We start from the raw sequence: 22,363 nt of genomic DNA, 5'->3' as shown, positions 1-22,363 counted from the left end.
CTCGCCACAGATAAATCCCTTCACCACAGATAAATCTCCTCGCCACAAGTCATCTTCGGACAGGAACCGCTCGCGGATATCGATTGAGTCGCTGTTCGTCCAGAACTGTCGAGGAAATCGTCACGGGGCTGCTACACTGCGCGACATTTTGTTTTGCAGGCCAGTCCCGTGACCACCATCGCCACCGCTTTTAATACTCTGCCGCTGTCCGCCGCCATGCTGGCTAACCTCGAATCACTCGGTTATGCCCAGATGACGCCGATCCAGGCGCAGAGCTTGCCGGTGATCCTCAAGGGGATGGACCTGATCGCCCAGGCCAAGACCGGCAGCGGCAAGACCGCCGCGTTCGGCATCGGTCTGCTCAACCCGATCAACCCGCGCTACTTCGGTTGCCAGGCGCTGGTGATCTGCCCGACCCGCGAGCTGGCCGACCAGGTCGCCAAGGAAGTTCGCCGTCTGGCCCGTGCCGAAGACAACATCAAGGTCCTGACCCTGTGCGGCGGCGTGTCGTTCGGTCCGCAGATCGCTTCGCTGGAACACGGCGCGCACATCATCGTCGGCACCCCGGGGCGCATTCAGCAGCACCTGCGCAAGGGTTCGCTGGTACTCGATGGCCTGAACACGCTGATTCTCGACGAAGCCGACCGCATGCTCGACATGGGTTTCTACGACGCCATCGAAGACATCATCATCAAGACCCCGGAACGCCGTCAGACCCTGCTGTTCTCTGCGACGTACCCAGTGGGCATCAAGCAACTGGCGTCGAAATTCATGCGCGACCCGCAGACCGTCAAGGCTGAAGCCTTCCATGACGACACGCAGATCGAGCAGCGCTTCTACGAGATTTCCCCGGAAGAACGCATGAGCGCGGTGACTAAAGTCCTGCACCATTTCCGTCCGGCGTCCTGCGTGGCGTTCTGCTTCACCAAACAACAGGTGCAGGAAACCGTCGATCACCTGACCGCCAAAGGCATTTCCGCCGTCGGCCTGCACGGCGATCTGGAACAGCGCGATCGCGATCAGGTGCTGGCGATGTTCGCCAACCGCAGCACCTCGGTACTGGTTGCCACCGACGTTGCGGCCCGTGGTCTGGACATCGACGCGCTGGACATGGTGATCAACGTCGAGCTGGCGCGCGATTCGGAAATCCACATTCACCGCGTCGGCCGTACCGGTCGTGCGGGCGAGAAAGGCATCGCCATCAGCCTCGTCGCGCCGTCCGAAGCACACCGTGCGCAAGCCATCGAACAACTGCAGAAAGCACCGCTGAACTGGGATCAGATCGACAACCTGAAGTCTCAAGGCCTGGCACCGCTGCAACCGCCGATGACCACCCTGTGCATCGGCGCCGGCCGCAAGGACAAAGTACGTCCGGGCGACATTCTTGGTGCGCTCACAGGCGAAGCCGGCATTCCCGGCGCTCAGGTTGGCAAGATTGCGATCTTCGATTTTCAGGCTTTCGTGGCCGTGGAACGCACCGTCGCCATGCAGGCTTTGCAGCGCTTGAACGACGGCAAAATCAAGGGCCGTTCGTTGCGGGTGCGTATCCTGTAAGAACAACGCGGCTTTGATCGTTCCCACGCTCCGCGTGGGAATGCATCCTGTGACGCTCCGCGTCACGATTGAAAGCGGACGCAGAGCGTCCATGGCGGCATTCCCACGCAGAGCGTGGGAACGATCATTTGTGTGAGGACACCGTTTTGCGCTCTACCGAAGTCGTGATCATTGGCGCTGGCGCCGCCGGCTTGATGTGTGCCCTGACCGCCGCCGGGCGTGGGCGCGAAGTGTTGTTGCTCGACCATGCGAACAAGGCCGGCAAGAAGATCCTCATGTCGGGCGGTGGCCGCTGCAATTTCACCAACATGTACACCGAGCCGAGCAATTTCCTTTCGCAGAATCCGCATTTCTGCAAATCGGCACTGGCGCGTTACACCCAGTGGGACTTTATCGGTCTGGTCGGCAAACACGGCGTGCCGTACCACGAGAAGAAACTCGGCCAGCTGTTCTGCGATAACAAATCCAGCGACATCCTCGGCATGCTTCTCGATGAATGCGATCAGGCAGGCGTAGAGCTGCACCTCGACACGTCGATCCAGACGATTGAAAAGGTCGACAACGGCTATTTGCTCGACACCACCCTCGGCCAGATTCAATGCCAATCGCTAGTCATCGCCACTGGCGGTCTGTCAATTCCAACCCTGGGCGCGACCGGATTCGGTTATCAAGTGGCGAAACAGTTCGGCCATGAACTGCTGCCGACCCGCGCCGGCCTGGTGCCGTTCACCATCACCGATCAGCTCAAGGAGCTGTGCACCGAGCTGTCCGGAACGTCGGTGGATTGTCTGGTCAGTTGCAACGACCAGAGCTTTCGCGAAAACATCCTGTTCACACATCGCGGCCTCAGCGGCCCGGCGATCCTGCAGATTTCCTCGTTCTGGGAACCCGGCGACACGGTCGAGATCAACCTGCTGCCGGATCACGACGCCGCCACATGGCTGCAACAGCAAGTCGCCGAACGCCCGAACAGCGAGCTGAAAACCCTGCTTGGCGAAATCTTCACCAAGAAAATGGCCAATCTGCTGGCGGACAGCTGGTTTGTCTCCAAGCCGATGAAGCAGTACACCCACGCGGAACTGGCAGAGATTGCCGAGAAGCTCGGCAGCTGGAAGGTTGTGCCGGCGGGGACTGAAGGCTATCGCACCGCTGAAGTGACCCTGGGCGGCGTCGACACCCGCGAGGTCTCATCCAAGACCATGGAATCGTTGAAAAGCCCCGGCCTGTATTTCATTGGTGAAGTGCTGGATGTCACGGGGCACCTGGGTGGCTTCAACTTCCAGTGGGCTTGGGCCTCCGGTTACGCTGCTGCGCAGTACGCTTAACTCAAGGCCAAATACAAAACCCTGTAGGAGTGAGCCTGCTCGCGATAGCGGCCTGTCAGCCAATAAATTCGGTGACAGACACACCGCTATCGCGAGCAGGCTCACTCCTACATTTGTCATGTGTGATGCAGTAAGGAACACTTTTTGCTGTCAGATGTGCTCGGCGCCATTGCGTCGGCGTCATTACTGGCTCAATTTAGCGGCATCGCCTCGGAAGGCCTTCGCACTTCATGTCCTCGACCTCGTTTCGTCAGTCTTTGCGGCGCCTGTGGGCGCTGGATAAATTCAGCTACAGCGTGCGGGTATTCATCGCCCTGACCGGCAGCATGGCGCTGTGTTGGTATCAGGATGAAATGGGCCTGCTGATCCCGTTATTCCTGGGAATCATCGCCAGCGCCCTGGCCGAGACCGACGACAGTTGGCAGGGTCGCCTCAATGCGCTGGCAGTGACGCTGGTGTGTTTCAGCATCGCCGCGCTGTCGGTGGAGCTGCTCTTCCCCTACCCGATCATTTTTGCCGCGGCCCTGGCACTGGCCAGTTTCGGCCTGACCATGCTCGGTGCACTGGGCGAACGTTATGGGGCGATTGCCTCGGCGACGCTGATTCTCTCGGTGTACACGATGATCGGCGTCGACCAGCGTGGCGGCGCAGTCACCGACTTCTGGCATGAACCGATGCTGCTGGTGGCCGGCGCGGCGTGGTACGGCCTGCTCTCGGTGCTGTGGCAGGCGCTGTTTTCCAATCAGCCGGTGCAGCAGAGCCTGGCGCGGTTATTCCGTGAGCTGGGTTTTTACCTGAAGCTGAAATCCTCGCTGTTCGAGCCGATCCGGCATATGGACGTCGAGGCTCGACGCCTCGAATTGGCGCAACAGAATGGGCGCGTGGTCGCCGCGCTCAATACGGCCAAGGAAATCATTCTGCACCGGGTCGGCAACGGCCGCCCCGGCTCGAAAGTCAGCCGCTACCTCAAGCTGTACTTCCTCGCACAGGACATTCACGAACGCGCCAGCTCGTCGCACTATCCCTACAACGCGTTGGCCGAGGCGTTCTTTCACAGCGACGTGCTGTTCCGCTGCCAGCGTCTGCTGCGCCAGCAGGGCAAGGCCTGTCGCGCGCTGGCCGAATCGATTCAGATGCGCCAGCCGTTCACCTACGACGCCAGTTTTGCCGAAGCCCTGAGCGACCTCGACGCCTCGCTTGAACACCTGCGCATCCAGAGCAATCCGGCGTGGCGCGGCCTGCTGCGCTCGCTGCGCGCACTGGCGACCAACCTCGGCACCCTCGACCGTCTGCTCAGCGACGCGAGCAACCCCGACGCCCTCGCCGACGCCACCGACAGCAGCCTGCTCGACCGCTCGCCGCGCAATCTCAAAGACGTATGGATTCGCCTGCGTACGCAACTGACGCCGACCTCGTTGCTGTTCCGCCATGCCCTGCGCCTGCCACTGGCGCTGAGCATCGGCTACGGCATGGTGCATCTGATCCACCCTTCGCAAGGCTACTGGATCATCCTTACCACGCTGTTCGTTTGCCAGCCGAACTACGGCGCGACGCGGCGCAAACTCGGCCAGCGGATTATCGGCACGGCGATCGGCCTGACCGTGGCGTGGGCATTGTTCGATCTGTTCCCCAACCCATTGGTGCAGTCATGTTTCGCCATCGCCGCCGGGGTAGTGTTCTTTACCAACCGCACCACCCGCTACACCCTCGCGACGGCGGCGATCACCATCATGGTGCTGTTCTGCTTCAATCAGGTGGGCGACGGTTACGGGCTGTTCCTGCCACGGCTGTTCGATACCTTGCTGGGCAGCCTGATTGCGGGGCTGGCGGTGTTCCTGTTCCTGCCTGACTGGCAAGGTCGGCGCCTGAATAAAGTGCTGGCCAACACCCTGACCTGCAACAGCATTTATCTGCGCCAGATCATGCAGCAATACGCCGCTGGCAAAAGCGACAACCTCGCGTATCGACTGGCCCGCCGCAATGCGCACAACGCCGATGCGGCACTGTCGACGACACTGGCGAATATGCTGATGGAGCCAGGGCATTTCCGTAAGGAAGCCGATGTCGGCTTCCGCTTTCTGGTGCTGTCGCACACGCTGCTCAGTTATCTGTCGGGGCTGGGCGCGCACCGCGAGACGCAACTGCCGGCCGATGTGCGCGAACACTTGATCGAAGGCGCCGGGGCGAAACTGGCCGCCAGCATCGACGAGATCGCCCAAGGCCTGGCGAGCAAACAGCCGGTCGCGATTCAAAGCGATGAAGAGGAAGCACTGGCCAATGAGCTGGAGCAGATGCCCGATGAAATCGATGAGGGCCAGCGTCTGGTGCAAACGCAATTGGCTCTGATTTGTCGGCAGTTGGGGCCGTTGCGCACGTTGGCGGCGCATCTGATCAAGGACACCAGTGAGGTTAGCGCTGGCTGAAAGGCCTTCGCGAGCAGGCTCGCTCCCACAATTTGAAATGCATCCCCTGTGGGAGCGAGCCTGCTCGCGAAGACGCCATCAGCCAAAGGCCGGATCAGCCCTCACATCCCATGTCGTCGCAACAACTTCTCGTAAGTCCCGTCGGTCTTCATCTCGGCAATCGCCCGATCAAACCCGGCCACAATCTGCTCATGCTGCGGGTTCTTCAGGCTGACCAGGATATGCAGGCTGTTCTCACTCAACGGCTTGGGTAGAAACTCCACCGAGTTACGCACCTTGGCCGATTCCCGCGCCAGGTAGTATTTCGCTACGTACTCGTCTTCCAGCGTCAGCTTGACCCGATCCGCCGCGAGCATGCGCACGCCCATGGCGAAGTTATGCACAGGGACTTTCTGCAGCGCGGTGTCGGCATCGAACGGCGCCGAGTACGCATAACCCCGCACGACGGCAATCGGATAAGTGTGCAGCTGTTGCAGATTGCTGTATTCGACCGGAGTGTCCTTGCGCTTGAGGAAGCGAATGCGGTTGGTCAGGTATTCGCCAGAGAACTGGCCGATCAGGGTGCGCTCGTCGTTGTACCAGGCGTTGACCAGCACGTCGTAGCGCCCTTCGCCAATCCCCAGCAATGCCCGCGCCCAAGGCACTTGTTCATAACCGCTGGCATAGCCGGCGCGGGCCAGCGCAGTGCTGACAATGTCGGTGGCCAGCCCACCGTTGACCAGCGCGTCGTCGGTAAAGGGCGGCCAATTATCGAACACCAGCCGCAGCTTCTGCGCCGCAGCGCTCTCGGCCAGCAGCAACAATCCGATCAAAGCAACGACTTGCAGCAATCGCAGCATGCTTGAACATCCTCAGCGGGCGTCTGCCCGACGTGTCTTCACGTCAAAATCCAAGGCCCCTTACCGGCAAAACCCAAGCGTTGAACATTAGCTCATGCAAGCCGGTGCGCAGTGCTCACCAGCAGATTACACAAAGTCGGCATGACTGCGCGAAAGGAATGATGGCATTTTGACCTTTGTTTCCGACGCTTACGCCATACAGACATCTTCGGCGAGTGCGCTTAGTATCGGCCGACACGTTCAAGGAATCGGAAAATGACTATCGAGTGGATCTGCAAACATCACAGCGATCTGGGCAAAGAGCAGCTTTACGCGGTTTTGAAGCTACGCTCGGACGTGTTTGTGGTGGAACAGAAATGCACCTACCCGGATCTCGACGGTCAGGATCTTGAGGGCGACACCCACCACCTGATGGGATGGGAGGATGATCAGTTGATGGCTTACCTGCGTCTTCTGGATCCGGAGTCCCAAGGCGGTGACGTAGTCATCGGGCGCGTGATCACCGCGCCCGCCGGTCGCGGCAAAGGGCTGGGGCACGCGATGATGGAGCAGGCGCTGAAACAGGCCGAGAAGCACTGGCCGCAGGTGCCGATCTATCTGTCGGCACAGGCGCATTTGCAGGGGTATTACGGCAAGTACGGGTTTGGCGTGGCGGGTGAGGAGTATCTGGAAGATGGCATCCCGCATATAGGCATGCGTCGTTCTTGAGGGCCCTTTTCGCGAGCAAGCCCGCGCCCACATTTTGACCGGATTTTTCTGGAGAAGTCGGTCTACTGTGGGAGCGGGCTTGCTCGCGAAGACGTCAGCCCGATCTCTGCGGGACTCAGGGATATTCGAGGACAGTCTTTATCTGCCGCAGATTCTGCTCTATCCACCCTCGATCAATCGCCCCCCACTCACGAATCCGATAGCGCCCGGCATGGTTGCGCGCGCCTTCTTCCTGCTCGAATTCACAAACAATATCCAGATCAGCCAGCGCAGCGATGGTGTCCTGCGCCGTGCGCCGGGGCATGCCAGTGACTTCGATCAACGCGGGCACACTCGGCGCCAGGCCGCTGTCGATCAGCCAGGCCACGTACAAACGACGGTAGAAACTGCTTTTGGTCTTGCTGACGTCCATCCACACCTTCCTGATTGGTCAAGCCTGCATATCGCGCCACGTCAGGTACACGCGCAGATCGAACTCGATCTGGTGATACCCCGGCAGCATGTGTTCGCACAGCTTATAAAACGCCTTGTTGTGATCCGACTCTTTAAAGTGCGCCAGTTCGTGCACGACGATCATTTTCAGAAAATCCGGCGCGGCATCCTTGAACAGCGAAGCGATGCGGATTTCCTTGTTGGCCTTGAGCTTGCCACCCTGCACCCGCGAGACCGTGGTGTGCAGACCCAGCGCACGGTGGGTCAGGTCGAGGCGGTTGTCGAACAGGACCTTGTCGATGGCTGGGGCGTTGCGCATGTACTGCTGTTTGAGATCCAGTGCGTAGCTGTACAACGCCTTGTCGCTCTGCACGTCATGCCGCCCTGAATAGCGTTGATCCAGATAGTCACCCAGGCGCCCCTCGGCGATCAGTTGGCGCACCTGATCCTGCAAACGCTCGGGATAGGCCTGGAGGTACTTCAACACAGTCATGGACGGGCAACACGGTTCGAAAAAAGGTGCGCCAGTGTAGCGAATTCAGCCGGACACTGCGCTCCAGTCGAACGGTTCGACGAAGCGAGCGGCGTCTTCGGCCATCAACGGACGCGCGACCAGGAAACCCTGCACGTATTCGCAGCCATGGGCTTGCAGCCAGTGGTATTGCTCAAGGGTTTCGACCCCTTCGGCGATCACCAGCAAGCCGTACTGTCTGCACAGCGCGATTACCGTACTGACCAGCGAAGCGTCTCTGGACGAATCAGGCAAGCGCGCGATCAGGCGACGGTCGAGCTTGAGCGTATCCAGTTCCAGATCGCGCAGATGCGCCAGCGAACACGGGCCGGAGCCGAAGTCATCGAGGGCCACGCGCACACCAAGATTGCGCAACAGACGCAGTTGCTTGCGGGTCTCGTCCGGGTTTTGCATCAGCGCCTCTTCGGTGATCTCCACCTCGAGCTGCCGGGGTTGCAAGGCGTGCCGCTCCATGACCTGGCGCAGCTCGGTGACCAGATTCGGCAGGCTGAACTGGGTGTTGCTCAAACTTACGCCAAGCACCAGATCTTCATCAAACAGCGATTCCCAGGCTTTGCGCTGGCCGGCGCCACGATGGTAAATCCAGCTACCGAGGCGACTGATCAACCGCGCCTCTTCCAGCAACGGCAGGAACAACCCCGGCGGCACATCGCCAACGCTCGGATGCTGCCAGCGCAACAAGGCTTCAAAGCCACGAATCACACCGCTGCCGATAGCCACCTGCGGCTGATAGACCAGATTGAAGTCACGATTGTCGATGGCGGCCCGCACGCTTTCTTCAAGCATCAGCCGCGAGCGCGCCCGGCCGTTCATTTCAGGATCGTAGAAACGATACTGCTGACGCCCGGCCCGCTTGGCTTCGTACATGGCAATGTCAGAGGCGCGCAGCAAGCCATCGAGGTTCGAGCCGCAGTCCGGATACGTGGCGATGCCAATGCTGGCACCGAGCGCGATGTCCAGGCCTTCGATCTGCTGGCAGACCGAAACCCGTTCGATGAGTTTCTCGGCGATTTTCGCCGCCTGCTCGGGAAATTCCAGGTCCAGCAGCGCGGTGAATTCATCGCCGCCCATGCGCGCCAGAATGTCGAATGGCCGCAGACAGGCTTTCAACTGTTCGGACACCCAGCGCAGGACGCGATCGCCGGCATCGTGACCGAGCGAGTCATTGACCCGTTTGAATCCGTCCAGATCCAGATACAAGAGCACCCAACTGCTGTCACTGCGCTCACCGCGCAGCAGCAGGTTCTCCACGGTTTGATAAAAACCACGGCGATTGAGCAAACCGGTCAGCGGATCGGTGACGGCCTGGAATTCGAGTTGCTGGTGCAGGTGACGCACCACCGACATGTCCAGCACCGTCACCACCATGGCGTGCTGCTCCGCTGGCAACGCAGCGCAGGACAAGGCCACCGGCACCTGCTGACCGGGCGCGGTGCGCAGCAAGGCATCGTGCAGCCTCAGCGTCTCGCCACGCTTGTAGCTGGCATAAAAGTCGCAATCGGCCCACACCGGGATGTGCGGTTTCTGCAGATAATCAAGAAACTCCCGCCCTTCGAGTTCCCTCACCGGCGCATTGAGCAACCGCGAAATCGCAGGATTGGCAAAGCGGATCAGCCCGTCCTCAGCCAACACCAGAATCCCTTCGGCCGCGTTATCCAGCACCGAGGCGTTGAACGCACGGGCAACCTCCAGATCATGGCTCAAGCGCTGCAAGGCACGGCGATTGCGCTGATGCTCCAGCAGCGCCTGCACTTTCGGCTTGAGAATCTGCGGGTCGAAGGGTTTGAACAAGTAATCCACGGCGCCGTTGGCGTAGCCCTTGATCACCGCGTCCTGGGATTGCTCATTGGCCGTCAAGAAAATAATCGGGGTCAGACGCGTGCGTTGGCTGCCGCGCATCAGCCGTGCGACTTCAAAACCGTCCATGCCCGGCATTTGCACATCCAGCAGCACCAGGTCGACGTCGTGTTCGAGCAAAAGATTGAGCGCCTCGAAACCGGAGGCGGCGGTGATGACGTGCCAGTCCTGCCGCTGCAACAAGGCTCGCATGCTGATCAGGTTTTCGGGGTAATCGTCGACGATCAATAGGACCGATCTGCCTTCACCTGGCTGGGGTTGCGCGCATTCCATGCTGCTTCTCTTATCGGGACCGGTAGCCGGCAAAAACCATAAACATACTGAGCCTTCACTCTAGTCGTGGATCCGCTAAAGCAGAAGCTGTCGTCCCGCCATCATTTCGCCAAAGTTTCCTCCAGCCGACTAACGGTCGCGCCTGAAGGCCCCTAAAACCGGCGAAGATGGCATTTCGACAGGATGTTGACGTCAATCATCCGCCGGACGGGCATTAACAAATATTGCCGCTACGCTTATAAAGGCCGGCCCAAAAGGCGCGGGCTAGAGCTTCTGGCACCCGCGTTCCGGATGAATCGAGTGGAAGAACCGATATGATCGACCTCGCAACCTGGAACCTCAGCGTTCCCGTTGGCAGCCCGCCGTACACCGTCGAAACCGAAAAACTGGTGAACGGCTTCAAGGATCAATACTTCCATTCCGACACTGGCACCTTGTTCTTCTGGTCACCGGTTACCGGGTCAAAAACCGCCAACGCCGTCTATCCGCGCACCGAATTGCGCGAGACTTACAGCAACGGCACCCTGCGCAACTGGTATTACCCGGACGCCGACAACCTGCTGCGCGCCACCCTCACCGTCAACCAGGTCCCGAGCTCGGGCAAGATCGTCATCGGCCAGATCCACGCGTACGAGAGCCAGCGGCCGATGGTCAAACTCGAATATCAGTACAAGGAAAAAACCCAGACTGGCAATCTGGTGATCAAAGTGCGCATGCGCCCGGACGATGCCGAAAGCCGCGTCATCACCCTCGCCACCGGCATCAAGCTTGATCGCGAATTCAACTACCTCATCCACCTAAGCCCCGGCGGTGCGCTGGGCGTCAGTGCGGCGGGTTATCAGTGGGATTCCCAGATCAGCGCGACCTGGCGTGACAAGCCGTTGTATTTCAAGGCTGGGGTTTATGTGCAAGACAACACTGGATATACGAGTGAAGGTGGGCAGGTCACGTTTTCGAAACTTGATATCGATCATGACAAATAAATATTTACTACCTGAACGCCTTGGGTCGCTGATAAAAATGAAAATGGCAGGCTCAGGGAGTCTGCCACTTGCTCTAACGTCGCATAAGCCATGGAATCTCAAATTCGAAAAAAATCAAAAACCGCTAATACAGAAAATGCGTTATTTTCGGACCAACAGATTACTCCCTTCGGATAAGCACCGTTTCTGTACAGATAAATAATACCCTCGGCTTGTTTATCACTATCAAACTCATCCAGTTTCAGGTGAGCAGATGCTACTGTCCCCAGCTCGCCCAGCTTGTGAGCAACGTTGATCTCAGCATTCAACTTAATTCGGGAACCAATATAAAAATTGTGCCCTCCCAAACTGAAGGACGTTCCAAAGCGGAAATAATCTTCGCCCCATTCTAAAAAATCTTTACCCCCAATTGAGTATATAAATTCCTCCTCTTGGAAAGTCGTTAACGACAAGTAAATGTTACCCTTAGCGTTCGCTTTGGTTAGCTTATCCGTTGACATTTCGTGCATCCTTAAATAGAAGTGAGCACTTACGGTAAGCCTTTAATAAAATAGTCACTACTGTCATATCTGACAGGCTTTTAGATCATTTAGAAATATACATCCAGCTTTTGACAGTCACATTAGGCGTTTGCCTGTGCAACCGGCGCGCAGGCCGACACAAGCGGCAACAGGCACACTCGCCATGTAGTAACCATGTATATCGGGTCCGTTGGCGCGAGCCATTAGGGTAGGTCGAATCGATTGTTCGATTCGCGTGCAGCACCGCCAGCACGGGCGGCACTGCATGTTGAACCTACCTTAAGGAACCCCGGGTCATGACTTCATCCTCACTCAAACCTGAAGGCGCCCTGCGCCGATTGCCGGCGTGCATCGCCGCCATCGAGCATCTGCTCGACGCGCAGCCGGACTTCGCGGCGGTAATGGCCACGCATTTACGGCAGGGCCTGGCAAACCTTGTACCCGACAGCCCGCCTGATCCCGACGCGGTGTTTCTCAATGAGTACATTTATGACACGCCGCCGGACGCGCAGGACAACACCGCACAGCCAGCGCGCCTCACCCGCACGCGCAACCTGACACAGGTGTTGCAGGACGCCATTGCGACGGGACAATCAGCGACCGAACTGGAAAAAGAGCCGGAAACCGCGCGCGTCGACCGCGCAGTGGGGTTTTACCCTCGCGCTGTCGGCACAGGTCGCGATGGCGAAATCGGCGCCCTGGAAGTCACGGCAGTGAATACACTGATCAGTGATTTGCAGCAGGACAGCCCGATGCTCTATTGGCTTGCGCTTGAGGCATTCTGGTCGTCGCCCCATGTCACCACGGGTGCGCTGACGGTGCATGAGGCTGTCAGTCAAAAACAGCGCATGGCGTTTCGTCTCGAGGCGGACCTCAAACTGCACGATGCCCGACAACAGCTACTGCAAGCCGAGCAGGCGTTGCAGCAAAAGCCTGCCGACCTACAACGCCAGACCGCGTTGGACACTGCCAGGACCTACCTGGCGGTGGTGACCGAAGGCCGGCAACTGATCGAAAATCTTGTACTCCACGAGACCACGAACACCGCCAGGCCCGAGCAAGTCGTGGGCATTACGTTGTATGCGACGGATTTGCCGGAATGGTCGGCCCCGTTGAGCGGCTGTTTCATCATTACCGAGCAATTGCATGGCGCGCGACCCACCGTGCTTTACACCCCGCAATTCGGCATCGAGATATTCCAGCACTTCACCGCCATGGAAAATTTCATGCACCGTCGCCTCGTGGCAGGCCTTGAGAAAACGCTGCTGCTCAAGAACATTGCGCTCAGCGAAAGGGCTCGCGCCAGCGAGGTGTTGAGCCAGGGGCAGAACTTGCGTTACAGCCCGATCACCGGCGCGGTGTTCAGTGCTTGCCTGAAGGCTTGCCGCCAACAGCAGGAAGCCGAACTGGATCACGCCTTCGACTCGCCCCGGACAACCTTCGAGGCCTTGGCCACGCGCTTGCATTCCGCCCTGGCGCTGCCGCTCAAGGGCTGTCCGGACTTGATCGCGCGATTGCCTGAAACGCCCCCGCCGATGAACATCACCGCGCAGGCTCTGCCGGACACCGAGCAACAGACACGCTTGATTCAACGCTGGAACGATCTCAATCAGCAGATCGGCGATGTACTCGACGAGCAGCGGCATCCTTCACTGCAGACGGCCCTCACATCTCTGCTCAAGGAGACCTTCCCACAGCTGCCGACCGATAGCGGATTCGCCGGTTTATATGTAAACCACTACCAGACCGATGACGATGGTCTTCGCCGACTGGAGTCTTCTCGCCCATTGCTCGAAGCGCTGCGCACCTTGTTGCTGTGGGAAAACACCGCTGTGCCCAGTGATGAGGATGACGCTGTGCAACCGGAGGACGCCGCTCCGGTCACCGAAGGCGTATTCAGCAGCCCCACGGCTTGCAACGAAGCCGAGCAGATCCTGCTGAGCGGCTCACTGGCGCAACTGGCTGATGCTCTGCAGGCGCGCTTGTGCGAACAGGTCAGCGCTTACTGGCAGACCCCGATCGCCCCTGAGCTGAACTGCCCACAGGTGCGGTTGATCGAGCTTCATCGCCAGGCCCTGGATGTTCAGGCGTGCCTGCGCACAGCCGACCAGACTCTGAGCCCACAGGCGAAACAGTTGATCGACAGCGCGCTGCGCTATCCGACTTTGGCCCGGCGTGAGGTCAACTTCAGCGACGGCGCGCGGCCTGGCGTCTATCAATTGACGGTCAACAGTGGCACCGCCGAAGGCGCACGCCTGGCGGGCAGTTTCGTCCTGACGGCCCGGGACGGTTCCAGCCCGGTGCTTCCTCATTGGCCCCACAGACACAAAAATCTCGATAGCCGAGGCGTCGGCGGGAGCAGCGACGCCGGCCTGGTGGTGCTCTATACACCGCATCTGGGCTTTGAAGAGATGCCGACCCTGCAAGCGCTACGTAACACGTTGGTGGCACGCTTCAATGCCGGCGACGACACCGGCAGGTTGCTCGCCGTCGGTTTGCCGCTAGCGGTACAACACACGAAAACCGGTTTGTGGGGCAGCGACCTGCGCCACGCCTTCGCACCGATAGCGGACGACTTTGTCGCCGACAGTATCCAGGCAATGTTGGACAAGCAGCAGACAGATATCCATACGATTCTGGGGCTGACCGAAGATGAGCCGGACAGTGCAAGCAATGCCCGCACAGAACTGATCGAATTGCTGGATATGGCCGACGCATTCATGGCACGTAATCGGCAGTTGCTGGAGCACTGGCGACCGGAATGGGAAAAACGCCTCAGCCCCAATGACCGCAAGGCGCTGCAAGAGCTGGCGCAGACCGCAGAAGAAAAACAGCAACAACTGAGTCAGCAATGGAAAGCTCTCATCCCCTCCCTGGCGGAGTACGCCAAGGAACAGGTGCTGCTGAAGATACGCACATACCTCGAAGAAAAAGGGCCGGACGGCCAGGCCAGGGCAGACTACCCGTCCGAGGGCGTCGACCCGGACCAGACCATCGTCATTCAGACCACTAGAACCCGGGTCGGCTCTGGCGTACAGGCCGGGTTTGGTACGCTGCATGAAAGCCTCGCAACCACTCGCATGACGCTGACCAACCTGCTGCTGAAAAACAACAAGCCCTGGGAAAAGAGCCTTGCATGGACAGAGCACGACTCGCTGGCGGCCAGGCTGGTTACAACGCAAGGTCGCGGGGTATTTGATCGCCAGGGCAAAGCCGTCAGCCTCGATCAACAATGCCTGGAGCGCTGGGTCAAAGAGCTGAACATTGGTCAGCGATACACGCAAAGCGTGCTGGACAGCCACCTGGCTCCCCAGGCCACTACGACCGATGCCATAGCCCTGAAACAGGTCTGGATGAACAATCAGGCGTGTGCGCTGGAATACTCGGCGCTGTCGGCCCGATTGAGCCCTGATGCCTATCGTAGTGCATTGCACAGCGACAATACGCAGAAAAAAGCCGCGGCATGGATGGCGGCAGTCCTGGCCGGCCCCGATCCGGCAACGCGCCAGACCGTCGACGGACAGGCAATCATTGCCAACGCCCTGATGTTCAACCCGGCCAACAACGCTCCTGAGGGACGCGGTGGCCAAACCGTGAACGGCGTGCTGATTCTCTCTGCCACCAACAGTGACATGCGCGTGCTGTACACGCCGGACGCACCGGACGGCATGGACCTGCGAGAGATCGCCAGCGAAGCACATCTGTCCGCGCTGATGCGCAGCCCGGCCTGGCAGGCTTACCTGAAGGCACGATTACCGGCGAACACTCGTCTGCTAAACCACCGACTGGCCGCCTACACCGGCGATATGCTAGCGGGACTGTATCGACAGAACTATTTGCACCTGCGTGACAAGACTGACACCGAAAGCGTGACCAACGAAGAACTGGACGCGCAGTCCAGGTTCAACAAGGTCATGTTCGGGGTCGATGTCGTGACGACTGTGCTGGGCGCGCTCCCCTGGGCAGGCCATCTGGGCTCTACGGCGTTGCGCTGGGCCGGTGGCGCCGGTCGTATCAGCGTCCAGACCGTGCGCCACCTGGGGCAAAACGTTGCGGGCCTCATTCTCCGTCGCGGGATGACTGGGCGCGTGCTGTTCGAGGTCGCGACGGCGACGACAAAAGTCGGCAGCGTTGCGCGGTCTACCGGCATTGGCATCAAACCGTTGCAGATGCTGTTCAGGCCGGTGAAGCAAACACCGATCGCCGATCTGAGCGGATACCAAAGAGCGTTTTTGCAGGAACACGCGCGCCTGCTGGTAAAGGGCGGTATTCCGACCGGGTCCTCCTTGGCCGAGGGCACGGGCATCTATCGCTCCCCGGCCAATAACTTGCTGGTGCGCAGCACCGGCGCAGAGGGTGAAGAGCACGTATTCCGGATCCAGAACTCATTCAACCTCTACGACCCCAAAGGGCTGGTCGCTCCGGTGCTCACGCCGAGCGGAGCGTTTACCTCTTTCAGATTACGCAAGATGCCCAATCAACTCTGGGCACTCGATACTCTGAACCGGTTACCCGGTGGTGGCCCCAAGGCTGACAGCCGGATATTAAGGGCGCTTAAAGAATGGGAAGAACGGATCACCGCCAATGCCCAATCGGCCAACCCTTTACCTACTCTCGATCCCGTACCTTTTTTCAATGAACGAAACATCCCGGTACGGTCCTGGAACAAATTCGTCAGACAACGCACAGGAGAAATCAATACGCTCGGCTACGCGATGCTCAGGCCGGCACACTACGAGAAGCTGACAGACAACCTTTTTCAAATATGGCTTTGCATGAATCAACCCACCAAAGAGGCCGCAGAGACGTTTGCCAGGACTCACCGCCTGCACCCTTTGAGGTGGCGCACCTTCGTCGCAAAAAATGGCGAGCTGACCATCCCTGGCACTATCAGGGCAATAAAACTGCATAAAGGCTCCGCGGGAAAGTACACCAGGATTACCGACCAGCACTTTCGAGACTGGCACCAGCTTGCTCTCAAACCGGAAAACCGAAACCGCTACGCGGTCGTCAAGTTTGCACTCGATAACGACATTCATGCTGAATCGTGGATGAAATACGTCCAAACCAACGGCGAATTCAGGATGACGATCCGAACGGTTGCTGAACGGGTAAACCGGTTGGGACTGACAAACACGCAGCCCCAACCGGGGCGTTCGGGGTCCTCTGCCTGAACAGGCAGTGCTGGAGGACCTGAAGCTCCCTTGAAGCAAGCCTGCTTGCGATTGCGCAATATCGCCCGGCGGCATTGTCGGCCGGACTATCGCCATCGCGAGCAGGCCCGCGCCTGCAAGCTCAGCTGTGCACCGCGGAGTGCGCCACCTCGACGTGATCCAGCCCCCGTTTCACCGCCAGCTCCGCCAGTAGGGTGATGTGCGCAATTGCCAGAATCGATTCGGGTGATTCCCAGGGGTTTAATAAATCTGTCCCTTTTTAGAAACAAAGAAACAAAGCGGACAGAAACTACGAAACTAAGGGGACAGATTTATTAAACTAAGGGGACAGATTTATTTAAATCCGATGGATCAAGCCGCGCAGCCTTCCGAACTGCAGTTGATAAGAGGGGCGTTGCAACGAGGGCAATTGACGGGCAGTCCGCGCTTCACAGACGTAATTGAAAACATCACGGGAATGCGGATTTCACGGCGCTCTAGAGGGCGACCTGCGAAATAGTGCGGACGCTTACACACAATCGAAGGGGCACAGGGGATGATTTAATAAATCTGCCCCCTTTTTTTCTTTTTTCCAAATTTATGGCCACGGTCAACGAACCCGACCGCATGTACTTCGCCCCCTCGCCTACAACACCGAATCCCTGCTTGCCAACGCCAGCGAAATTGAACTATTGCCTATAACAAAAAAATATAAAAAACTGTAATTTCTGTCAGGTGTCAAAACCCACATACCCAATTAATCTGGAACAGCAAACAACAAACAACAAACCAATTTTTTATACGTCGGACAAGGAGTTCCAAAATGTACAGAACCAACATCACCAAAAACATGCTAATCACAGGGGCTGCTGTTTCGCTTCTAAGCCTGACAACTCAAGCATTTGCAGCGTGCAATGCAGAAGAGGTTTCTTACGCAGTCGGAAACAGCCTTCCCCCTACGAGTTCTCCAGCGTTTCAAGCAGCATTAGATAGCTACATGAATCAGACAGGCGCAGCACAAGTTCGCGGCGTCGCGCCAAGCGGCATCACGACCAAGGATTACAAATCAGATGCTCTGTGGGTATGGTACGACAACGCAAACAAGATCACTAAATTCGTATGTGGGCATTAATTTAAGTTGAAACAGCAATAAAAGAGCAATGAAGTGGACGGATTTATTTAGCCGCCAACCTATCATTAACCGCTACAAGCTGCGCGGACCATGACAATGTCACCCATATCGGACTCCGGCCAAGCCAATCCAGATATTTTCCGTTATAGGTGACATTTCATGGAGCAGAAATAGGACTTAAAGGGGACCAAAAAGGACCAAAAAGGGGACAGATCTATTTAGATCCCCGCCTTCCCCTGTGACGAGGGAGCGTACTCCCGCTCGAACACGTAGTAGGCCCCGCTTTTTTAGGGCCGCTTCGCGCCCCAGCAGGAGCAAGCTCCCTCGCCACAGGTATTTTGTCACTGAAAAAGGTGAAAAAAGGGGGCAGAACTATTGAAATCACCTGCCCTTCTCCGCTGCTACACTTGCCTTATCGCTACAAGGACGTAGGAGGCTACATGCCAAGAATGGCACGAATTGTATTACCTAATTATCCGCATCATATCGTACAGCGAGGCCACAACAAGCAAGTCGTATTTGCCGAGCCAGAGGACTTCCGGCGCTATCTCAGCGATTTAAAAGAACTTAAACACCATTTCGAGGTGAAGGTCTATGCCTTCTGCCTAATGACCAATCATGTCCATTTACTACTCGCTCCAAGAGAAGACGCATCTACACTCGGGCAGCTAATGAAAGGCTTGGCGGGCCGCATGACGCGTTATCGCAACAAGCTCGAAGGACGTTCGGGCACTCTGTGGGAAAGTCGGTACAAATCCAGTGTCGTCGAAACAGACACCTATTTGCTGGCCTGTAGCCGATATATCGAACTCAACCCGGTGCGAGCTCAAATGATTGCTCGGGCACAGGATTACCCTTGGTCGAGCTATTCCTTGAGGCTCAAAGAGACTGCAGAGAACACTTGGCTGGATGAAGGCCCTGGCTTCAAAGGACTTGGCTTGGACCATTCAACCCGCGTGGATCGTTACATAGCGTTCATGGATCAAGCTGCGCCACCCTCCGAACTGCAGTTGATAAGAGGGGCGTTGCAACGAGGGCAATTGACGGGAAGTCCACGCTTCACAGACCAAATTGAAAACATCACGGGAATGCGGATTTCACGGCGCTCTAGAGGGCGACCTGCGAAATAGTGCGGACGCTTACACAAAATCGAAGGGGCAATAGGGATGAGTTAATAAATCTGTCCCCTTTTTCCTAACAGCAGGATTTACGTCACGCTATCTCCAAACGGCGCGACTCAACTGGGATCAGGAGAGTCTTACGGAGACGGAAATTTTGGCTTTACAATTAGCTTCCCGGAAAAAGGGTTACAAAAAGTTGTTGCAACAGCCTTGGTAAATGGTGTCGCTGACAATACAAGATGGTCAGCCGTATATTCGTATAATGTTGCATAATTTAAACCCCATAAACTCATGCCCTCTATTTTAGCGAACGAGTCATCCACAAAAAACCCGCCTCTCGGCGGGTTTCTTTTAAATCAGCTCAACACTCAGGCTCAGTTAACCTTCGCGTTCAACTCACCCTTCAAATAACGCTGATACATCGCTTCCAGCGAGATCGGTTTGATCTTCGAAGCATTGCCGGCAGTACCAAACGCTTCATAACGAGCGATACACACATCACGCATTGCAGTCACGGTCGCGCCGAAGAATTTACGTGGGTCGAATTCGCTCGGGTTGGTGGCCATCAGGCGACGCATCGCACCGGTGGAGGCCAGGCGCAGGTCGGTGTCGATGTTGACCTTGCGCACGCCGTGCTTGATGCCTTCGACGATTTCTTCAACCGGTACGCCGTAGGTTTCTTTGATGTCGCCGCCGTACTGGTTGATGATCGCCAGCCACTCTTGTGGCACCGAGGACGAACCGTGCATTACCAGGTGGGTGTTCGGAATGCGCTTGTGGATTTCCTTGATGCGGTCGATCGCCAGCACGTCGCCGGTCGGTGGCTTGGTGAACTTGTAGGCGCCGTGGCTGGTGCCGATGGCGATGGCCAGGGCGTCGACCTGGGTGCGCTTGACGAAGTCAGCGGCTTCTTCCGGGTCGGTCAGCATCTGGCTGTGATCCAGAACGCCTTCGGCGCCGATGCCGTCTTCTTCACCGGCCATGCCGGTTTCCAGCGAACCCAGGCAGCCCAGCTCGCCTTCTACCGATACGCCGCAGGCGTGGGCCATGGCGACGGTTTGTTGGGTGACGCGGACGTTGTAGTCGTAATCGGTCGGGGTCTTGCCGTCTTCGCCGAGCGAGCCGTCCATCATCACCGAACTGAAGCCCAGCTGGATCGAGCGCTGGCAGACGTCAGGGCTGGTACCGTGGTCCTGGTGCATGCACACAGGGATGTGCGGGAATTCTTCGATCGCCGCCAAGATCAGGTGACGCAGGAAAGGCGCGCCGGCGTATTTGCGGGCGCCGGCCGAAGCCTGGACGATCACCGGGGAGTCAGTCTTGTCAGCGGCTTCCATGATGGCGCGCATCTGCTCAAGGTTGTTGACGTTGAAGGCTGGAACGCCATAGCCGAACTCGGCTGCGTGGTCCAGCATCTGGCGCATGCTGATAAGTGCCATTGTGTGTGTCTCTCCCGGTTGAGGGTCGTTGATCGTGCCAGCCTGCCGGAGCGGCGGCGGCTATTCAAGTTAATGCAGATCGGGGGTTGAGGCCCGGTCTGGTGATTCGATGAAGCAAATTCTTCAGAACTGCACAGATCCCCTGTAGGAGTGAGCCTGCTCGCGATAGCTATCTTGCAGTCAATATTGCAGCGACTGTCATACCGCTATCGCGAGCAGGCTCACTCCTACATTAGGCCTGCGGTGTCGCAATTATTCGGCTTTGCAACCGCGGCCAATCAGGTCATTGGTGGCGACCCAGTACACCAGGCCTTCGTCACCCTTGACGTGAAACGCCAGCATGCCGTCGCTGTACAGCGTGCCCGAGGCGCCCGGCTCTTCTTTCAAGCGATAGACCTGATCGCCGCCGCCGAGGCGAACGTCGACTTCTTTCTGGCCGGCATCGGCGTAACGCCACAACACCTTGGCCTGGCTGTCGCAGGTCCAGGTCGTCCAGTTGTCCGCCGGGGCCGACGACTGAAACAGGTTCAATTGCGCGCAACCGCCCAACAATGCCAACGCCGCAACGGCGATCAAGCCTTTCATCCGTGTTCCTCGACTGACAGCGCACGCCGCCAGCCCTGAGTTAAAGAGTCAGACCCGTCAAGGACAACCATGTTCCTTGACCGGGGTTTGCGTCTCGTATTTGTCCAGGCCGTCCGGCCCCGAGCGCTTGTTCAGCACCGGGTTGGTTTCGGCCTGCCAGTCGGCCTGGTAACAGCCTTTCTGCGCCTCACTCGGTGCAGGTGTGGCTTCGGCCTTCGGGTTACTCCCGCAGGCCGCCAGCGTACCGGTCAGCAACAACAGTGCTAACGACTTGACCATGTGAACACTCCTTTGCCTGGCCAAACGGGCGGCCTCAGGCCTTGGCCCGGCTTTCCAGCACTTCAACCGCTGGCAGCACCTTGCCCTCGACGAATTCGAGGAACGCGCCACCACCGGTGGAAATGTAGGAGATTTGCTCGGACACGCCATATTTATCGATGGCCGCCAGCGTATCGCCACCGCCGGCAATGGAAAACGCCGAGCTTTCGGCGATGGCCTGGGCCAGCACTTTGGTGCCGTTGCCGAACTGGTCGAATTCAAATACGCCGACCGGGCCGTTCCACAGAATAGTCTTCGACGATTTCAGCAGTTCGGCGAAATTGGCCGCGGTTTGCGGACCGATGTCCAGAATCATGTCGTCCGCCGCAACGTCGGCGATCAGCTTGACGGTGGCTTCGGCGCTTTCGGCAAATTCCTTGGCGACCACCACGTCAACCGGCAAAGGCACGCTGACTTTGGCCGCGATTTCACGTGCAGTGTCGAGCAGGTCCGGTTCGTACAGCGATTTGCCGACCGGATGACCGGCGGCAGCGAGGAAGGTGTTGGCGATGCCGCCGCCGACGATCAGTTGGTCGCAGATCTGGCTCAGGCTGTTCAGCACGTCGAGCTTGGTCGACACCTTGGAACCGGCAACGATGGCCGCCATTGGCTTGGCCGGTGCGCCAAGGGCTTTGCCCAAGGCTTCCAGTTCAGCGGCCAGCAGCGGGCCAGCGGCAGCAACTTTGGCGAACTTGGCGACACCATGCGTCGAACCTTCGGCGCGGTGAGCAGTGCCGAAGGCGTCCATCACGAACACGTCGCACAGGGCCGCGTATTGCTGGGCCAGTTCGTCGGCGTTCTTTTTCTCGCCTTTGTTGAAGCGCACGTTTTCGAACAGCACGATCTCGCCGGCCTTGACGTCGACGCCGCCCAGGTAGTCGGCCACCAGCGGCACTTCGCGGCCCAGGGCCTTGCTCAGGTAGTCGGCGACAGGCTTGAGGCTGTTCTCGGCCGAGAACTCGCCTTCGGTCGGACGGCCAAGGTGCGAGCAAACCATCACGGCCGCACCTTTTTCCAACGCCAGCTTGATGGTCGGCAGCGAAGCCAGGATTCGCGCGTCGCTGGTGACAACTCCGTCCTTGACGGGGACGTTGAGGTCTTCGCGGATCAATACGCGCTTACCTTGCAGATCGAGGTCGGACATCTTCAACACGGTCATGGGTCGCAC

Annotated in this window: 17 protein-coding genes; 8 read left to right on the top strand and 9 right to left on the bottom strand. The window is 58.2% G+C overall.

The window, feature by feature from the left end; all coding sequences use genetic code 11:
* Positions 1-216: 216 nt before the first annotated feature.
* From dbpA to yccS, 3 genes are all read left to right on the top strand, one after another.
* Complete coding sequence (gene dbpA / locus HU739_RS19985) at positions 217-1,554, top strand: ATP-dependent RNA helicase DbpA (protein ID WP_238344745.1); 1,338 nt, start codon at positions 217-219, stop codon at positions 1,552-1,554.
* A gap of 146 nt (positions 1,555-1,700) precedes the next feature.
* Positions 1,701-2,879, top strand: a complete 1,179-nt coding sequence (locus HU739_RS19980) for a BaiN/RdsA family NAD(P)/FAD-dependent oxidoreductase (RefSeq protein ID WP_186549285.1) — start codon at positions 1,701-1,703, stop codon at positions 2,877-2,879.
* A 230-nt stretch (positions 2,880-3,109) separates the two neighbouring features.
* On the top strand, positions 3,110-5,302 hold the full coding sequence (gene yccS / locus HU739_RS19975) for a YccS family putative transporter (RefSeq protein WP_186549287.1): 2,193 nt from the start codon (positions 3,110-3,112) through the stop codon (positions 5,300-5,302).
* A 101-nt stretch (positions 5,303-5,403) separates the two neighbouring features.
* On the opposite strand, the gene HU739_RS19970 is transcribed toward yccS, so the two are convergent.
* Positions 5,404-6,141 carry a substrate-binding periplasmic protein gene (locus tag HU739_RS19970; RefSeq protein WP_186549289.1) on the bottom strand — a complete coding sequence of 246 codons (738 nt, stop codon included), beginning with the start codon at positions 6,139-6,141 and terminating at the stop codon, positions 5,404-5,406.
* Between the two features lie 255 nt (positions 6,142-6,396).
* On the opposite strand from HU739_RS19970, the gene HU739_RS19965 reads away from it, so the two are divergent.
* Entirely contained in the window at positions 6,397-6,849 is a 453-nt protein-coding gene (locus HU739_RS19965) for a GNAT family N-acetyltransferase (RefSeq protein WP_186549291.1), read from the top strand.
* Positions 6,850-6,964: 115 nt separating this feature from the next.
* Here the strand turns inward: HU739_RS19965 and HU739_RS19960 are convergent, their stop codons facing one another.
* From HU739_RS19960 to HU739_RS19950, 3 genes are read right to left on the bottom strand one after another with little or no spacing between them, the layout of a single operon-like run.
* Complete coding sequence (locus tag HU739_RS19960; RefSeq protein WP_186549293.1) at positions 6,965-7,261, bottom strand: winged helix-turn-helix domain-containing protein; 297 nt, start codon at positions 7,259-7,261, stop codon at positions 6,965-6,967.
* 18 nt (positions 7,262-7,279) lie between these two features.
* Positions 7,280-7,774, bottom strand: a complete 495-nt coding sequence (locus HU739_RS19955; protein WP_186549295.1) for a M48 metallopeptidase family protein — start codon at positions 7,772-7,774, stop codon at positions 7,280-7,282.
* A gap of 45 nt (positions 7,775-7,819) precedes the next feature.
* Complete coding sequence (locus HU739_RS19950) at positions 7,820-9,943, bottom strand: putative bifunctional diguanylate cyclase/phosphodiesterase (protein ID WP_186549297.1); 2,124 nt, start codon at positions 9,941-9,943, stop codon at positions 7,820-7,822.
* A gap of 314 nt (positions 9,944-10,257) precedes the next feature.
* Between HU739_RS19950 and HU739_RS19945 the strand changes: the two genes are divergently transcribed.
* A complete protein-coding gene (locus tag HU739_RS19945) occupies positions 10,258-10,926 on the top strand; it encodes a polysaccharide lyase family 7 protein (protein WP_186549299.1) in 669 nt (222 codons plus the stop codon).
* 98 nt (positions 10,927-11,024) lie between these two features.
* Here HU739_RS19945 and HU739_RS19940 read toward each other — a convergent pair whose 3' ends face one another.
* Positions 11,025-11,426 carry a hypothetical protein gene (locus tag HU739_RS19940; protein ID WP_186549301.1) on the bottom strand — a complete coding sequence of 134 codons (402 nt, stop codon included), beginning with the start codon at positions 11,424-11,426 and terminating at the stop codon, positions 11,025-11,027.
* Positions 11,427-12,013: 587 nt separating this feature from the next.
* On the opposite strand from HU739_RS19940, the gene HU739_RS19935 reads away from it, so the two are divergent.
* The 3 genes from HU739_RS19935 (at position 12,014) to HU739_RS19925 (ending at position 18,862) form a co-directional block, all read left to right on the top strand.
* Positions 12,014-16,621: a dermonecrotic toxin domain-containing protein gene (locus HU739_RS19935; protein WP_217844292.1), complete on the top strand. Its 4,608-nt coding sequence runs from the start codon at positions 12,014-12,016 to the stop codon at positions 16,619-16,621.
* Between the two features lie 802 nt (positions 16,622-17,423).
* The gene (locus HU739_RS19930; RefSeq protein WP_186549305.1) at positions 17,424-17,732 is read left to right on the top strand and encodes a hypothetical protein; all 309 of its coding nucleotides are present in this window, start codon (positions 17,424-17,426) and stop codon (positions 17,730-17,732) included.
* Positions 17,733-18,172: 440 nt separating this feature from the next.
* Positions 18,173-18,862, top strand: a complete 690-nt coding sequence (locus tag HU739_RS19925) for a transposase (RefSeq protein ID WP_186549307.1) — start codon at positions 18,173-18,175, stop codon at positions 18,860-18,862.
* Positions 18,863-19,227: 365 nt separating this feature from the next.
* Here HU739_RS19925 and fba read toward each other — a convergent pair whose 3' ends face one another.
* The 4 genes from fba to HU739_RS19905 form a co-directional block, all read right to left on the bottom strand.
* Positions 19,228-20,292, bottom strand: a complete 1,065-nt coding sequence (fba, locus tag HU739_RS19920) for a class II fructose-bisphosphate aldolase (RefSeq protein ID WP_008081027.1) — start codon at positions 20,290-20,292, stop codon at positions 19,228-19,230.
* Between the two features lie 252 nt (positions 20,293-20,544).
* The gene (locus HU739_RS19915; RefSeq protein WP_071173874.1) at positions 20,545-20,877 is read right to left on the bottom strand and encodes an MliC family protein; all 333 of its coding nucleotides are present in this window, start codon (positions 20,875-20,877) and stop codon (positions 20,545-20,547) included.
* Positions 20,878-20,934: 57 nt separating this feature from the next.
* Positions 20,935-21,156 carry a hypothetical protein gene (locus tag HU739_RS19910; RefSeq protein WP_186549309.1) on the bottom strand — a complete coding sequence of 74 codons (222 nt, stop codon included), beginning with the start codon at positions 21,154-21,156 and terminating at the stop codon, positions 20,935-20,937.
* 34 nt (positions 21,157-21,190) lie between these two features.
* Positions 21,191-22,354 (bottom strand): phosphoglycerate kinase, encoded by a 1,164-nt coding sequence (locus tag HU739_RS19905; RefSeq protein ID WP_186549311.1) that lies wholly within the window; start codon positions 22,352-22,354, stop codon positions 21,191-21,193.
* Positions 22,355-22,363 lie beyond the last annotated feature (9 nt).

The organism is Pseudomonas hamedanensis, from assembly GCF_014268595.2.
Classification (GTDB): domain Bacteria; phylum Pseudomonadota; class Gammaproteobacteria; order Pseudomonadales; family Pseudomonadaceae; genus Aquipseudomonas; species Aquipseudomonas hamedanensis.
Note: the sequence above shows the minus strand (reverse complement) of the source record. Positions and strands in the feature narration are given on the sequence as shown.

Bases quoted from the DNA above. Each gene is read 5' to 3' on its own strand.
- dbpA (WP_238344745.1), top strand. From the start codon at position 217: ATGCTGGCTAACCTCGAATCACTCGGTTATGCCCAGATGACGCCGATC.
- yccS (WP_186549287.1), top strand. From the start codon at position 3,110: ATGTCCTCGACCTCGTTTCGTCAGTCTTTGCGGCGCCTGTGGGCGCTG.
- HU739_RS19970 (WP_186549289.1), bottom strand. From the start codon at position 6,141: ATGCTGCGATTGCTGCAAGTCGTTGCTTTGATCGGATTGTTGCTGCTG.
- HU739_RS19965 (WP_186549291.1), top strand. From the start codon at position 6,397: ATGACTATCGAGTGGATCTGCAAACATCACAGCGATCTGGGCAAAGAG.
- HU739_RS19960 (WP_186549293.1), bottom strand. From the start codon at position 7,261: ATGGACGTCAGCAAGACCAAAAGCAGTTTCTACCGTCGTTTGTACGTG.
- HU739_RS19955 (WP_186549295.1), bottom strand. From the start codon at position 7,774: ATGACTGTGTTGAAGTACCTCCAGGCCTATCCCGAGCGTTTGCAGGAT.
- HU739_RS19950 (WP_186549297.1), bottom strand. From the start codon at position 9,943: ATGGAATGCGCGCAACCCCAGCCAGGTGAAGGCAGATCGGTCCTATTG.
- HU739_RS19945 (WP_186549299.1), top strand. From the start codon at position 10,258: ATGATCGACCTCGCAACCTGGAACCTCAGCGTTCCCGTTGGCAGCCCG.
- HU739_RS19940 (WP_186549301.1), bottom strand. From the start codon at position 11,426: ATGTCAACGGATAAGCTAACCAAAGCGAACGCTAAGGGTAACATTTAC.
- HU739_RS19930 (WP_186549305.1), top strand. From the start codon at position 17,424: ATGTACAGAACCAACATCACCAAAAACATGCTAATCACAGGGGCTGCT.
- HU739_RS19925 (WP_186549307.1), top strand. From the start codon at position 18,173: ATGCCAAGAATGGCACGAATTGTATTACCTAATTATCCGCATCATATC.
- fba (WP_008081027.1), bottom strand. From the start codon at position 20,292: ATGGCACTTATCAGCATGCGCCAGATGCTGGACCACGCAGCCGAGTTC.
- HU739_RS19915 (WP_071173874.1), bottom strand. From the start codon at position 20,877: ATGAAAGGCTTGATCGCCGTTGCGGCGTTGGCATTGTTGGGCGGTTGC.
- HU739_RS19910 (WP_186549309.1), bottom strand. From the start codon at position 21,156: ATGGTCAAGTCGTTAGCACTGTTGTTGCTGACCGGTACGCTGGCGGCC.
- HU739_RS19905 (WP_186549311.1), bottom strand. From the start codon at position 22,354: ATGACCGTGTTGAAGATGTCCGACCTCGATCTGCAAGGTAAGCGCGTA.